The organism is Gottschalkia purinilytica (assembly GCF_001190785.1).
Classification (GTDB): domain Bacteria; phylum Bacillota; class Clostridia; order Tissierellales; family Gottschalkiaceae; genus Gottschalkia_A; species Gottschalkia_A purinilytica.
Window position 1 is genome coordinate 89953 of record NZ_LGSS01000002.1, and the last position, 15630, is coordinate 105582.

At 30.1% G+C, this 15630-nt stretch carries 12 protein-coding genes and 1 riboswitch; all 12 genes read right to left on the reverse strand.

Going from position 1 to position 15630, the window contains the following annotated elements:
* Positions 1 to 16: 16 nt before the first annotated feature.
* Entirely contained in the window at positions 17 to 973 is a 957-nt protein-coding gene (locus CLPU_RS02215; RefSeq protein WP_050354016.1) for an oxamate carbamoyltransferase subunit AllH family protein, read from the reverse strand.
* A gap of 189 nt (positions 974 to 1162) precedes the next feature.
* Entirely contained in the window at positions 1163 to 2533 is a 1371-nt protein-coding gene (locus CLPU_RS02220; RefSeq protein WP_050354017.1) for an alanine/glycine:cation symporter family protein, read from the reverse strand.
* A gap of 152 nt (positions 2534 to 2685) precedes the next feature.
* Positions 2686 to 3135, reverse strand: a complete 450-nt coding sequence (gene rimI / locus CLPU_RS02225) for a ribosomal protein S18-alanine N-acetyltransferase (protein WP_050354018.1) — start codon at positions 3133 to 3135, stop codon at positions 2686 to 2688.
* Positions 3128 to 3847 carry a tRNA (adenosine(37)-N6)-threonylcarbamoyltransferase complex dimerization subunit type 1 TsaB gene (tsaB, locus tag CLPU_RS02230; RefSeq protein ID WP_050354019.1) on the reverse strand — a complete coding sequence of 240 codons (720 nt, stop codon included), beginning with the start codon at positions 3845 to 3847 and terminating at the stop codon, positions 3128 to 3130. The genes rimI and tsaB overlap by 8 nt, the downstream gene beginning before the upstream one ends.
* Positions 3847 to 4314: a tRNA (adenosine(37)-N6)-threonylcarbamoyltransferase complex ATPase subunit type 1 TsaE gene (gene tsaE / locus CLPU_RS02235; RefSeq protein WP_050354020.1), complete on the reverse strand. Its 468-nt coding sequence runs from the start codon at positions 4312 to 4314 to the stop codon at positions 3847 to 3849. The genes tsaB and tsaE overlap by 1 nt, the downstream gene beginning before the upstream one ends.
* 178 nt (positions 4315 to 4492) lie before the next feature.
* Positions 4493 to 5095, reverse strand: a complete 603-nt coding sequence (locus tag CLPU_RS02240; protein WP_050354021.1) for an ECF transporter S component — start codon at positions 5093 to 5095, stop codon at positions 4493 to 4495.
* A 147-nt stretch (positions 5096 to 5242) separates the two neighbouring features.
* Positions 5243 to 5359, reverse strand: a riboswitch (FMN riboswitch).
* 142 nt (positions 5360 to 5501) lie between these two features.
* Positions 5502 to 6668 (reverse strand): amidohydrolase, encoded by a 1167-nt coding sequence (locus CLPU_RS02245; RefSeq protein ID WP_050354022.1) that lies wholly within the window; start codon positions 6666 to 6668, stop codon positions 5502 to 5504.
* A gap of 106 nt (positions 6669 to 6774) precedes the next feature.
* The gene (locus CLPU_RS02250; RefSeq protein ID WP_050354023.1) at positions 6775 to 7164 is read right to left on the reverse strand and encodes a response regulator; all 390 of its coding nucleotides are present in this window, start codon (positions 7162 to 7164) and stop codon (positions 6775 to 6777) included.
* Between the two features lie 3 nt (positions 7165 to 7167).
* The gene (locus CLPU_RS02255) at positions 7168 to 9003 is read right to left on the reverse strand and encodes a GAF domain-containing sensor histidine kinase (protein WP_050354024.1); all 1836 of its coding nucleotides are present in this window, start codon (positions 9001 to 9003) and stop codon (positions 7168 to 7170) included.
* Positions 9004 to 9409: 406 nt separating this feature from the next.
* Positions 9410 to 11563, reverse strand: a complete 2154-nt coding sequence (locus tag CLPU_RS02260) for a Tex family protein (protein ID WP_050354025.1) — start codon at positions 11561 to 11563, stop codon at positions 9410 to 9412.
* A gap of 130 nt (positions 11564 to 11693) precedes the next feature.
* Positions 11694 to 12813, reverse strand: a protein-coding gene (prfB, locus tag CLPU_RS02265; RefSeq protein ID WP_097677528.1) for a peptide chain release factor 2 whose coding sequence is annotated in 2 segments (ribosomal slippage) — positions 11694 to 12737 and positions 12739 to 12813 — 1119 coding nt in all. Because the reading frame shifts where the segments join, the coding sequence is not laid out codon by codon here.
* 33 nt (positions 12814 to 12846) lie between these two features.
* A complete protein-coding gene (gene secA / locus CLPU_RS02270) occupies positions 12847 to 15588 on the reverse strand; it encodes a preprotein translocase subunit SecA (RefSeq protein WP_050354027.1) in 2742 nt (913 codons plus the stop codon).
* Positions 15589 to 15630 lie beyond the last annotated feature (42 nt).

Sequence of the window (15630 nt, forward strand, 5' to 3'; positions counted from 1 at the left end):
GAAGTACTAATTATAATTAAGTAAAAAATTTCCTTATATTGTTATTGACCATTGTTCTAAATCCTATATATATCCCACACAATATATCCGTTCCTGATATGTCCCCGAATCCTACAACATCTTTTATACTTTCTAAAAGTTCTTCTTTATCTTCGGAATATATTATGTCTTTAATTATCTTCTTTATAATTTCCTGTGTCATGCCATTAGAACTATGCATTAACATACTATGGCTTATTTGTTCTATATCAAATTCCATATCTCTAATTATCTCTCTGTTTAAATTGTATATCCTACTCATATTAAGATTATAATGTATTCCCATATACACCAGAGTAGTCATGAATCCACATAAAAAATCATCTGAAGACGGAGTCATTCCAGGTCCAAATCCAATAATCTCCTTTGTATCCATAGATATATTATTTATATCATTTATGACTATTTTCGACAAAAAGTCCATTACCTTATTAAATATAAAGGAACTATATAAATTGTTGTGTATCTTTATATTAGATAAACTCTTAAATTCATCTATATAATCTCCTATGCTAAACATAAGAGGTGCTATACCTTCGTGCTTACCATAGTTGAATATTCCTTCTTCAAGTATTAATAAGTTGTTCATTATAGTTCTTTCAGAAGATTCTGACGATAACAATAGAGGTCTAGGATTCCATACCTCAGCACCATCTAAATCTATAGATAATCCCGCTGATTCTAATACTATTTCTTTATTAGTAAAAGTAACCTTCGTATTATATAATAGATTTAAGTCTTGAAAGTTAGAAACATCATTTATTACTATGGACATAGGCGCAATATATTTATGAGAGCCTAGAAAATATATTAAATCTTCATCCTCAGTAACAACCGTAAAAATTCCTCTATAAACAGATGATATATATCCGTTTAAAGTTCCTTTTTCTTCAATCTTATCTTTTAATTGTGAACATATATAAGTAGCTTGCATAAGACCATTCCTCAATATGTAAATAATATGTATTAGTTTTGTAACATATATATAAGTATTATTCATTACGCATAAATTGTCAAGTAAAGATTGGATATTAACATAAATTAAAGCATATATGTTAACTTTTTCTTCTTAAAAATTGATTAAACAATATAATATAAATTTTAAAATCTATATTAACATGTTCTAATCCTCTTTATTTAAATATACAGAATCTAATTTTCTTAAATATTTATTCTCATAATCTTTTAATACGTCTTTTACCTTATAGGATAATAACAATAAAGCAATTAAATTTGGAAATACCATAAGTCCATTAAATATATCTGCTAACTGCCAAACAACCTTCACTTCTAATACAGATCCTACAACTAAAAACGCTAAAACCAGTAATCTATAAGGCATTATGCCTTTTTCACCAAATAAATATTTTATATTAGCCTCTCCAAAAAAGTACCAACCTATAATAGTTGAAAAAGCAAAGAAAAATAATGAAATAGCTATAAAGTATACTCCTATATTTCCAAATCCTAGTTTAAAAGCATTCTGTGTAAGAGCAGATCCTGTTAATCCTGAATCTAAAGTACCAGATGTAAGAATTACTAAAGCTGTGATTGTACATATTATAACTGTATCTATAGTAACTCCTACTAATGCAGCTAAGCCTTGTTCAGCAGGATGTTTTACTTTTGCTACAGCATGGGCATGAGGTGTAGAACCCATACCAGCTTCATTTGAAAACAATCCCCTTGCTATACCATATCTAGCAGCTTGCATTACTGTTATTCCTAAAGCTCCTCCTCCAACAGCTTTCGGATTAAAAGCTCCAACAAATATCATTTTGAAAGCTGGTATAACTTTATCTATATTTATTATAAGTATTCCTAAACTTCCAAGTATATATACTAATGCCATTATAGGCACTACTTTTTCTGTAAAAGATGCAATTCTACTTATTCCTCCAATTAAAATAATACCTGCTAATATAGCGGTTATTATTCCTACAAATATCGGCTTTACGTTTATAGCATTTTTTACCACTTCTGCAATAGAGTTTGACTGTACCATATTACCTATAAATCCTAAAGCAATTATAATAGATATAGCAAAGAATCCAGCTAAAAATTTACTATTTATACCTTTCCTTATATAATATGCAGGTCCTCCTGTTATTTCATCTCCTACTCTTTCCTTATAGATTTGCCCTAGTATTGCTTCTCCAAAGTTAGTTGCCATCCCTAGTAATGCACTTACCCACATCCAAAATATGGCGCCTGGTCCTCCTGAAACTATGGCAGTTGCTACCCCTGCTAAGTTACCTGTTCCAACTTGGGCAGCAACTGCTGTTGCTAAAGCTTGAAAAGATGACATTCCGTCTTTATCTGCTTTTTCTTTTTTGTTGAACATTCCTCCAAATACTTGTTTAAACGCTGCTCCTATTTTTCTCACCTGGATAAATCTTAAATTAAAAGTGTAATAAATTCCTGTACCTAATAATAATGGAATCAATATAGGTCCCCATAAAATTTCGTAAATCATATTAAAAATTTTAGTCATATTTGTGACCTCCTTTTTATTTAATGATTCTTACATTATAGATTTTTTCTATACCTTGATTCCATTATATTACTTTTAAATATAGTTTTGTATAAAATTTAATATTTTTAGGTTGTGTATTCAGTATAATCATCGACAAAAAATATGTTTTTTTATTTATCCTTTCTCCACATAATCAGAGCGTTTTCATTATTATCTGAATAGTAGTTTGGTCTTATCCCATATTCTTCAAATCCAAACTTTTTATAAAGACTTTGAGCCGTAGTATTAGACTCTCTAACTTCTAAAGTCATATTGCTTATACCCTTCTCTTCACAAAGTTTTACAAGCTTTTCTACTAAAAGTGATCCTATTCCTTGTCCTCTATAATCTGGAGATACAGCAATATTAGTTATATGACCTTCGTCTATAATAATCCATACTCCAGCATATCCCACTACTTTATCTTCTTTTTTAGCGACTAAGTATTTTGCTAAGTTATTTTTTGTTACTTCCATTGTAAGAGCTTCCTTTGTCCAAGGTGTAGAAAATGATATTTCTTCTATTTTACATACTTGATCTATATCTTCTTCTTCCATTTCCTTAATCAATATGTTACTCATTTTTATCAACCTCACAATTTTTTTTGTCAAGTTCTCTTTGTGCCTGAGACTCTCTTAAATAATTAGGTACTAATGTAAGATAACTTTCTGTTTTTCCTTCCTTAGCTTGTGCCATGGTTAATTCAGCTATTGATGACGCCCTAGCCATATTAGCATGCTTTGGTGCAAATATAGATTTATCTCCAAGTTCCTTTATTATCTTATCTTTATATACTAATGTCCCATCACCATTAAATATGATATTTTCTGGTCTTTCCTTTAAGATCTTCATAAGTTCATCAACTTCTATAACCATATTTTCTCTTATAATATGTAATCCGCCACTTTCCCATTTGTATATTCCTGTGAATACTCTTTCTCTTCTTGCATCCATTATAGGAACTATTATTCCATTACTAAAAGGTATATTAAAAGCTAATGCATCTAAAGTAGAAATCCCAACTACATCTTTTTCTACAGAATGGGCCAAACTTTTAATTGTAGCAATTCCTATTCTAAGTCCAGTAAAAGAACCTGGTCCTTTTGAAACTCCAAACACATCTATTTCATCTATATTTAAATCAGAAGCTTTCATTATGTCCCTTATAATTGGCATTAACTTTTGAGAGTGAGTCATTTTATCATTTATCGTATATTCTCCTATTAGTTTTTCATCATCCATTATAGCTACTGTAGCAACTGTACTTGAGGTATCGATTGCTAATACTTTCATTATGATTTCAACTCCTTAATTATTTCATCGTATCTTTCTCCAAAACTATTTATAATTAATTCTCTATTATCTGAGCTATAACCTTTTCTTATTTCTATATTCAATCTCTCTTTAGGTAGTATCTCTTCTATCATACTTGACCATTCTATTATAGTAACTCCATCTGAATAAAAGTACTCTTCATATCCTAAATCATACATTTCATCTATTTCACCTATTCTATAGACATCAAAATGATATAGCTTATGTCTTCCTTCATATTCATTTACTATAGTAAATGTTGGACTAGTAACATAGTCATTTACCTCAAGTCCTTCTGCTATAGACTGAGTTAATGTCGTTTTTCCTGCTCCTAAGTCTCCATTCATACATATAATTTCTCCACCTTTAAGGAGCTTTCCAAGTCTATACCCTATATTTTTAGTTTCTTCAGGACTACTTGTAGTAATTTTTATCAATTGTTTCATCCTCTCTTTTATCCATTCAAAAATATTATATCCACTTTAACAAATATGTACAATAAAAAGACTAATAGAATTTATATACCTATTTCTATTAGTCTTTTTGCATTATTTTATAGTTCATAATATTAAGCAATATATTATATCCTCAATAAATCCTATCAACTATCAAGAATTAATATATTTATTTACTAATTATACTCCCTAATCTTTTATATAAAGGCATAGTTACTAGTGACACCAAAATTCCTTTTAATATATTAAACGGTAAAATTCCAAATATAATAAATGTTTCAAAGCTTACTACATACTTATTAACTGCCTTAGCCATGTCTATATATGCTTGAATAGGTAATCCATATAATTTAGCATAAAAAGGTATTAAAAATACATAGTTTAATACTGATGCCACTACACTCATTACTATAGTTCCAAATAACATACCTCTTACGGCACCTTTAAAATTATTTGATCTACTATATATATATCCTGCTGTCCATACATATATAGCCCCTACTATGAAGTTTGCTATTTCTCCGACTCCTAAAGTAGTGGTACCCTTTAGTCCAAACTTCAATAAATTCTTTACAAGTTCAATAACTACTCCTGCAATAGGACCTAAAGAAAATGAACCTATTAGTGCAGGTAAATCACTTAAATCGATTTTAAGAAACTCCGGTGTAAACCACATAGGTACTTCTATATACATTATTAAAAATGATATTACAGACAATACTGATATTTTCGTTAATAATGCAGTACTAATTCTTTTATTTATCCTTTCCATACACTCATCTCCTTTTTATATAAACTTTATTGTTAAATAATTAATAAATTTATATATACTTATACAAAAAGCCCTGAGATAAAATCTCAGGGCATGATATTCAAGTTATATTAAGTACTTAGATTAAAAAAATACTAATCTAACATCCTTAAACCTCTTCCATCCAGACTATACTGTCGGTCTTGGAATCTCACCAAGTCAACTGCAAAGCAGTTCGCGGACTTTACCGCCGGTCGGGAATCTCACCCTGCCCTGAAGAATAAGAATAATTTTTATTCACTTTTACAGTAATCATTATTTCACACATATTTTTTTATGTCAAATCAATCTCAACTACTTTTATCTTTATTGTATACAATATATTGGAATATTCCTTGTATATCATATTAAATCTTCCATTCTCTAATTATATTCCTTCTCTATGAACTATATTACCATTGATCATAGTTAAAAGTGTATTACAGCCTATATCTTTTAACGGATGTCCATCAAACACTACTATATCTGCATCCTTGCCTACTTCTATACTTCCAACTCTATCTTCTATTCCCAGTATTTCAGCTGGATTTATTGTTATAGCCTTTAAAGCAGTTTCTTCATCTAGACCTGCTTTTATAGAGAGTCCTGCACATAGTGGAAGATATTGAAGTGGTATTACTGGAGAATCTGTCATAATTGCTATTTTTACTCCAGCCTTATGAAGTACAGATGGAGTTTCAAAAGTTAGATTTTTAAGTTCAAACTTAGATCTATCAGTTAAGCTCGGTCCTACTATTGCACATATATTTTCTTCTTTTATATAGTCAGCTATGAGATGTCCTTCTGTACAGTGATCTAAGGTAATGCCTACCTCAAATTCTTTAGCTATTCTTATAGCAGTAAATATATCGTCAGCTCTATGTACATGAGCTTTTAATGGAATCTCCTTATTTATTACTTTTGACATAGCATCTAACTTCATATCAAATTCATATGGATCTATACCTGTCGTTAAATTTTTCTCTACCTTTTTAACATAAGCCTTAGCTTTAAATAAACTTTCTCTTAATATAGCAGCGGTAGCCATTCTAGTTACTGGAGATTTTTTTTGACTCTCGTATACCCTCTTTGGATTTTCTCCAAATGCTACTTTCATAGCTACTGATTCCTTTACTATCATATCATCAATTCTTTTACCATATGTTTTTATAACAGCAAATTGCCCTGCTATTACATTAGCACTGCCAGGACCTGTAGCTACTGTAGTAACCCCACCTTCATATGCCTCTTTAAAAGTTCTGTCCATAGGATTTATTGCATCTATTGCTCTTAAATGTGGAGTAACAGGATCAACCTCCTCATTTCCATCTTCTCCTTCAAATCCTATACCATCTTCAAATATTCCAAGATGACAGTGAGCATCTATGAATCCTGGTGTAACTATTTTACCTTTTACATCTATAGTTTCTACATTTTCTTCTACTTTTATATTATTATTGATTTCCTTTATTTTACCTTTATCTATAAGTATACTTCCATTTTCAATAACTTCTCCTGTTCCTTTGTATATTTTAGCATTCTTTATTAGTATCATAAATTTCCTCCTTAGTTTCTCACAATAAGATTATAAGACTTAACTTGATAAAATAAAACAATACAAATATAACTTGTATTGTTTCACTTTATCCTTCAGTCATCTTTTAGGTAGGATGATTGATCAAACTGTCAATTGTAGATGCTATAACTTCTAGGGTACAAGGTTTCTGTAACATTACATCTACGGTCTCTAAATTTTCATTTTTTATATCATCTGGCCAACCTGTCATTAGTATGAACTTAATATCTTTATTATATGATTTAACTATTCTTGAAACTTCTATTCCATTAAGTACAGGCATAGCAAGATCGCAAACTATTATATCATATTCCTTCTCTTTAATTAGACTTTCAACTTTACTGCTATAATTTTCTATATCAGAATTTATTCCTAACACTGTTAAAAGAGAACCTATTGTTTTTCCAACTTCTTTCATATCATCTACAACTAGAGCTTCTATATTTTCAAATTTTGGTAGTTCGTTAGTACACATATGTTATTTTTCATTAATTTCAAGTGTTTTAGGTAAATAAATTTTAAACAAAGTGCCTTCTCCAGGAACACTATGTACCTCAATATATCCGCCATGACTATAAATTATATTTTTAGATATACTAAGACCTAGACCTGTTCCTTTAGCTCCTTTTGTACTAAAGAAAGGTTCAAACAAATTCTCTTTTACTTCTTCAGTCATACCTGATCCAGTATCTTCTATTTCTACAACTATTGTATTCTCATCATCATCATAAGTTCTGATTGTTAAAGTTCCACCCTTTTCCATGGCATCCATAGCATTTAATATTATATTGAGTATTACTTCTTTTATCTCATATTGATTACAATGTATATTACTCGTTGACTCTAACTTTTCTATAACATGAAACTTTATTCCACCAGTTTCATAATAATTTTTCCATTTGGGTTTAGCCATTTCTATAGCACTTCTAGCTATATCATTAATACAATTAACTTCTTTCTTTACATTTGTATTTTTTCTACTAAAAGATTGTATTTTCTCCACTATAGACTTTCCATCTAAACAAGAACTATATATAGTTTGTATATACTGTTTTATTTCACTATCAGATAATTTATTCATGGCTATCTGAGAAAATCCTAATATAGTTGTAAGTATATTATTAAAATCATGTGCTATGCCACCTGCAAGTTCTCCTAGTACTCTAAGCTTTTCAGACATTATTAATTTTCGTTGATTATCATCTACATATTTTTGTCTTTCTAGCAAGCTAGTTATAGTATTTGACACGGCTTCTAAAAATGATACATGATGGTAGAAGTCATAAGCTTGTCTAATAGAAAATAGTCTCATAATACCTATATGCAAACCATTCATGAAAACCAAAGGTATTTCTATAATAGTATTGAGATTATACTTTTTACTTACAAAAGCATACTTACCTTGCATATCAGCCATTCTTATACAAGTACCCTTTTCTAGTATATTCAGAATATCTTCCTCTTCTATTTCTATTTTCTTTACATCTTCTAAGTAATCATTTGGAACGTTGTATTGAGAAATTACATCTATGCTACCTTTATTATTGTTAATTATATATCCAAAATCGGCACCTATAATGTCTGATATTTTCTTTAAAGAAATATTTAGTAACTCATCACTACTAGTCATATATGAAGTTTCTAGTATGAGTTCATTTAATAGCTCTAGTTTCTTATTTTCACTATATAATAGTTTCTTATCAATGAATAAGCTTCTTATGTACTTAAGAAAAATTTCACTCTCTTTATTTCTTATATTATCTAGAGAGTATACATACTCATGTTCGCTTAACATTAACATGCTGTGTATAGGAATTAGCTTATAAAAGTTTTCTTCTGTAAGGTTGTCCATTTCGTAACTTGCAAAAGTCATCATATTTGCATCCTTACAAACCTCTTTAATATCTTTAATAAAGTTATATAACATTCGGCTATTCTCGTCAGTATCTATTTTATCCATATGAACATGAGTTAATATTTTTTTGAATCCTTCTTCCTCACATCTTCTTAATCCGTACTTTATTTCGTTTACTCTTTCTTCTCTAGTTTTAAATGTAGAATCTACGTATAATCTATGTGTCAACTTCCTCGTTTTTACAAGTTCGTGATAATCAAATCCCCATTTCTTTATAGTTTCTTTTTGACTTGTATACACTCTAAGACTATTACATATAAGTATTATACATCCGTCATCATTCATTGTTTCTTTAACTAAGTTAATTAATATTTCTAGTGGGCTGTTTTCCAAACTTGTACTCAATATTCCACATAATGCCCCCGATTCGAATTCTAAAGAACTAACTTTCTTAATCAATTATACTCTCTCCCGTCACACGCTGTTTCCATAAAGCTTTTCATTTATGCTTGAACGAATAATTCTTTATTTGATACAAGTTTTCCTCTTTTTACATAAATATATTAGATAATTCCTACAAACAGCAATGATTTTATTTTAGTTTGGTTTGTAATGTTTTATAAAAATATAATATATTAGTCCCATATATGACTATATGCTACCAAATAAATAAGTATTAATCAAATTGTATAAAATTGTAGTTTTTTTAATAAAATTGAGATATATTGCCAGGAAATCGTTATCACACGCCTAAACTAGTATTTTTAATTCTACTAAAGATATTTTCTATAGGACTTACGTAGTATATATATAAATTATATAAAAAAAGAGGTACTCTTTTCAAGAGACCTCTTTATAAAAATTATTACAAACCTTTCATACTTAATGATATTCTACTTTTATCCTTATCTACTTCTACTATTCTAACATTAACTATATCCCCTACAGATACTACATCCATTGGATTTTTAATATACTTTTCACTTAAGTTTGAAATATGAATAAGCCCATCTTGTTTTACCCCTATATCTACAAAAGCCCCAAAATCTACAACATTTTTGATAGTGCCTGTAACTATCATATCTGTTCTTAAATCTTCAATTTTTAATACGTCTGTTCTAAATATAGGTTTTGGCATTTCATCTCTCGGATCTCTACCTGGCTTTTCAAGTTCTTCTATTATATCTTTTAACGTTGGAAGTCCTATTTTAAGTTCATTTGCTAAATCTGTAAGTTCATCTTCTTGTATTTTAGTACCTATGTTTTTTAGCTTTCCTTCTTTTATATCATTTTCTGTAAGTCCTAGTCTTTTTATAAGTTTAAGTGCTACATCATATGATTCTGGATGGACTGATGTATTATCTAGTGGATTATCTCCATCTTCTATTCTTAAAAAACCAGCACATTGTACAAATGTAGCTTGTCCTAGTCTTTTAACTTTTAAAAGGTCTTTTCTATTATTAAACCTTCCTGTTTCTTCTCTATATTTTACTATATTTTTGGCTACACTTGGAGCTATCCCTGAAATATAGCTTAATAATGAAACTGAAGCAGTATTTAAGTCTACACCTACGCTGTTTACACAGTCTTCTACAACTCCTCTTAGTGTTTCATCAAGCTTACCTTGATTTAAATCATGTTGATATTGACCTACTCCTACGTGTTTTGGATCTATTTTTACAAGCTCCGCTAATGGATCTTGTAATCTTCTACCTATAGATATAGCACCTCTTATAGATACGTTTATATCTGGGTATTCTTCATTTGCAACCTTAGAAGCTGAATATATTGAAGCCCCAGCTTCATTAACTATAGTATAGTAAACCTTCTTGTCTAAATCCTTTAAAATATCAGCAACTATCATTTCAGACTCCCTAGAAGCTGTACCATTTCCTATAGCTATAATATCTACTCCATATTTTTCTATATATTCTATAATAGTTTTTTTAGATTCTTCTACTTTGTTTTGAGGTTCTGTAGGATATATAGTAGTATATTCTAAAAGTTTTCCTGTTTCGTCTACTACAGCTATCTTACAGCCTGTTCTAAATGCAGGATCAAATCCCATTACTACTTTTCCTTTAATAGGAGATTGTAGTAAAAGTGGCTTTAGGTTTTTCCCAAATACTTTTATAGCTTGTTCTTCTGCATTCTCTGTTAAAGTGCTTCTTATTTCTCTTTCTATAGATGGAAATATAAGTCTCTTGTAGCTATCTTCTATACTATCTTCTAGATATTTTGTAGTTATAGCATCTTTATTTGTTATTACTCTTTCTTTTAATATGTGTATTATTTCCTCATCTAAGCTTTCTATCTTAACTCTTATAGCCTTTTCTTTTTCAGCTCTATTTATAGCAAGAACTCTATGGCTTGCTACATTCTTTACTGGCTCTTTAAAATCATGATACATCTCATATACTGAATTATCTTCTTCTTTAGTTGCTGATGTTATAAGTAATCCTTTATTAAATATGATTGTTCTTATTATATCTCTAAACTGAGCATTATCAGATATTACCTCTGCAACTACATCCATCGCACCTTGTATAGCTTTTTCTATTGTATCTACTTCTTTATCTTCATTTAGAAATGATGATGCAATTTCATCAATGTTTCCACTAGTTATATCTTGAGATAATATAATATTTGCTAAAGGTTCTAATCCTTTTTCTTTAGCTATAGTTGCTCTAGTTCTTCTTTTAGGTCTAAAAGGTCTATATAGGTCTTCTACTTTTTGAATAGTATCTACACTTAGTATATTTTCTTTAAGTTCATCTGTAAGTTTACCTTGTTCTTCAATAAGTCTTATAACTTCTTCTTTTCTATTCTCTAGGTTTCTTAGATAAGTAAGTCTTTCATAAAGATCTCTAAGTACTACGTCACTTAATTCTCCAGTTTGTTCTTTTCTATATCTAGCAATGAAAGGAATCGTATTACCTTCATCAATAAGCTTTATAGTATTTTCAACTTGAAATTGTTTTAAATTTAATTCTTTCACTAATTGAGATACGATATCCAATGTCTTCTCTCCCTTTCTTATGTGTTAGTAAGTTACTTTATTAATTATATACATAAAAATGGAATAACACAAGAAAAAGACTAGAAATTTCTTTCTAGCCTTATTTTTGTCAATTTTTCGTTATTTTTCATTATTTTTCATCATTTTTCATTGACTTATATTTCAAGTATTCATTTATGAAGATATCTATACTTCCATCCATTACATTGTCGATATTTCCTGTTTCTGCATTTGTTCTGTGATCTTTAACTAGACTATAAGGGTGAAATACATATGATCTTATTTGAGATCCCCAACCTATCTGATTGTATTGTCCTTGTAAATCATCTATTTTTTCTTTCTTTTCAAGTTGTTTAAGCTCTATAAGCTTTGCCATAAGCATTCTCATAGCTGTAGCCTTATTACTATGCTGAGATCTCTCATTTTGACATTGTACAACAATTCCTGTAGGTATATGTGTTATCCTAATTGCAGAATCTGTCGTATTTACATGTTGTCCTCCAGCTCCCCCTGATCTATATGTGTCTATTTTAAGATCACTTGGATTTATATCTATTTCTGCATCTTCATCTAATTCAGGAAATACATCTACTGAAGCAAAAGATGTATGTCTTCTTCCAGATGAATCAAAAGGTGATATTCTTACAAGTCTATGAACTCCCTTTTCTGCCTTTAAGTATCCGTAGGCATTTATCCCTTTTATAAGAAGTGTTACACTTTTTATTCCACCTTCAGTGTCAGATAAAATATCCAGTATCTGTACTGAATATTTCTTAGTCTCACTCCATCTTTTATACATTCTAAGAAGCATTTCTGCCCAATCCTGAGCTTCTAGTCCTCCTGTTCCGGCATGTATCGACAATATGGCATTATTTTTATCATATTCTCCACTTAAAAGTATTTTTATCTTAAAGTTATTTAGTTTATTTTCTGTACTATTCGTAGTCAATTTTAAATCTTCATAAATTGATTCCTCTTCACATTCACTAGCTAACTCTATCATAACTTCTAAGTCTTCAATATTATCTGATATATCTTCATACTCTATTAACTTATCTTTTAAGATATTAGTCTCTTGAACTATTTTTTGAGCTTTTTCAGTATCATTCCAAAAATCTGGTTCAAAAGTTTTAGCCTCAAGTTCTTCTACTTTTTTTCTTAGGCTATCTGTGTCAAAGAGAAACACCTATTTCTCTTATTTCCTCCTTAAAAGTCGCTAGCTTATCTTTATAACTTTCTAGCTCAAAAATCAAACATACCACTCCTTTTAAATCTAGGATCGATTAATTATTAGCTCCACAACATTTTTTATATTTCTTTCCACTACCACATGGACAAGGATCATTTCTTCCTACTTTATCCTTTACCACTACAGTTTTTGGCTTTGAAGGTTCAGCACCATGATTTGCTGATACAGGTTCTGCTACTCTTTCTCTTTCTATGTTTTCAGCTTGTTGAAGGTGATATAAGCTTCTAATTGTTTCTTGTTGAATACTATCTATCATAGTCTCAAACATATCAAAACCTTCTGTTTGGTACGCTCTTACAGGGTCTTCTTGTCCTAATGCTCTAAGACCTATACCTTGTTTTAATTGATCCATAGCATCTATATGATCCATCCATTTAGTATCAACAACTCTTAAAAGTATTACTCTTTCTAGCTCTCTTAAAACATCATCGCCTATTTCTTCTTCCTTTTCATCATATAGTTTAAAAGCTATTTCTTTAATTATGTCTTTTAAGCTCTCTTTAGTTAAACTTTCTACATCTTTTATATCTATTTTACCTTCTATAGGCATTAAATTTGATAAATAGTTTTCTAATCCAACAATATCCCATTCTTCAGGATATTTACCATCAGCAGTATATATTTCTATAGCACCTGCTATAGTATTTTCAATCATAGAAAGAATGTGGTCCTTTAAGTTTTCTCCCTCTAATACTTTCCTTCTCTCTGCATATATTACTTCTCTTTGCTTATTCATTACATCATCATATTGTAGTACATGCTTTCTTATACTGAAGTTATTTCCTTCTATTTTCTTTTGAGCATTTTCTATAGATTTTGAAAGAAGCCTATGTTCTAGTGGCTCATCATCTGGCATTCCTAATGTTTCTATCATTCCCTTTATCTTGTCACTTCCAAATAGTCTCATTAAATCATCTTCTAAAGATACAAAAAATCTTGAAGAACCAGGGTCTCCTTGACGACCAGAACGACCTCTTAACTGATTATCTATACGTCTTGATTCATGTCTCTCTGTACCTATAATATGAAGCCCACCAGCTTCTTTAACTTTCTCATTTTCTGTATCTGTTTGTTCTTTAGCTTTATCTAGAATATCCCTATATACTTTTCTAGCTGATAAGATTTCTTCATCATCTGTATCTGCAAAACTATCTACTTGTGAGATAATTTCTTCACTAAAGCCTTTTTTCTTCATTTCATTCTTAGCTATAAACTCTGGATTACCTCCAAGAACTATATCCGTACCACGACCAGCCATATTTGTAGCTATAGTTACAGATCCATATCTACCTGCTTGTGCAACTATTTCAGCCTCTCTCTCATGTTGCTTAGCATTTAAGACTTCATGCTTAACACCCAACTTTTTAAGCATTTTACTAAGAACTTCTGACAGTTCAATAGAAATAGTACCTACAAGTACAGGTTGACCTTTTTCATGCTTTTCTTTTATTTCATTTACTACAGCATTAAGTTTCCCTTCAACGTTCTTATATACAACATCAGCATGATCTTTTCTTACTAATAATCTGTTAGTAGGTATCTCTATAACGTCAACGTTATATATTTCCCTAAACTCAGATTCTTCAGTTTTTGCAGTACCAGTCATACCTGATAGTTTATTATACATTCTAAAGTAGTTTTGGAAAGTTATTGTAGCAAGTGTCTTAGATTCTCTTCTTACATCTAGTCCTTCTTTTGCTTCTATAGCTTGATGTAATCCCTCACTATATCTTCTACCGAACATAAGTCTACCTGTAAATTCATCAACAATTACAACTTCTCCATCTTTAACTACATAGTCAATGTCTTTTTTCATTATATTTTGAGCTTTTAATGCCTGGTTTATATGATGATATATTTCAGCATTTGAAGGATCTGCAAGGTTTTCTACACTAAAGTATTTTTCCGCTTTTGCTACACCCTTCTCACTTAAAGTTACATTCTTAGCTTTCTCATCAATTGTAAAGTCTACTTTTTCTTCAACATATTCACGATCTAGTAATGGATTTTTCTTTTCATTAGGATCTATTACTCTACCAGTTAATGTTTTTACAAAGTTATCTGCAAGTAAATATAACTTTGTAGATTTATCTCCCATACCTGAGATAATAAGTGGTGTTCTAGCCTCATCTATTAGGATACTGTCAACCTCATCCACTATAGCAAAGTTAAGGCCTCTTTGAACCATTTCATTTTTATATATAACCATGTTATCTCTTAGATAATCAAACCCAAATTCGTTATTTGTACCATAAGTTATATCAGCAGCATAAGCTTCTCTTCTTTCGTCATTCTCCATGTCATGTAGTATACATCCTACACTTAAGCCTAGGAATTCATATACCTTACCCATCCATTCTTTATCCCTTTGTGCAAGGTAATCATTTACAGTAACAACATGTACGCCTTTTCCTGAAAGAGCATTAAGATATACCGGTAAAGTTGCCATAAGAGTTTTACCTTCACCAGTTTTCATTTCGGCAATTGTTCCCTCGTGTAAAACTATACCTGCTATTAATTGTACTCTATAATGCTTCATACCAAGAACTCTATATGCAGCCTCTCTAGCTACGGCAAAAGCTTCCGGTAATATATCGTCTAGTGTTTCACCCTTTGCTAGTCTATCTTTAAATTCAGGAGTCTTAGCTTTTAGCTCATCATCAGAAAGTTTTTGTATATCCTTTTCTAAGTCCTCTATCTTATTTACTATTGGTTCAATTCTTTTTAGTTCCCTTTCACTATGTGTTCCAAACACTTTTTCAAAGAGTCTTTTCAATTTAACTCACCTCAAGTTATATTATTATATTATTTAAATCTT

Coding starts and splice junctions, on each gene's coding strand:
- CLPU_RS02215 (WP_050354016.1), bottom strand. CDS start 973: ATGCAAGCTACTTATATATGTTCACAATTAAAAGATAAGATTGAAGAA.
- CLPU_RS02220 (WP_050354017.1), bottom strand. CDS start 2,533: ATGACTAAAATTTTTAATATGATTTACGAAATTTTATGGGGACCTATA.
- rimI (WP_050354018.1), bottom strand. CDS start 3,135: ATGAGTAACATATTGATTAAGGAAATGGAAGAAGAAGATATAGATCAA.
- tsaB (WP_050354019.1), bottom strand. CDS start 3,847: ATGAAAGTATTAGCAATCGATACCTCAAGTACAGTTGCTACAGTAGCT.
- tsaE (WP_050354020.1), bottom strand. CDS start 4,314: ATGAAACAATTGATAAAAATTACTACAAGTAGTCCTGAAGAAACTAAA.
- CLPU_RS02240 (WP_050354021.1), bottom strand. CDS start 5,095: ATGGAAAGGATAAATAAAAGAATTAGTACTGCATTATTAACGAAAATA.
- CLPU_RS02245 (WP_050354022.1), bottom strand. CDS start 6,668: ATGATACTAATAAAGAATGCTAAAATATACAAAGGAACAGGAGAAGTT.
- CLPU_RS02250 (WP_050354023.1), bottom strand. CDS start 7,164: ATGTGTACTAACGAACTACCAAAATTTGAAAATATAGAAGCTCTAGTT.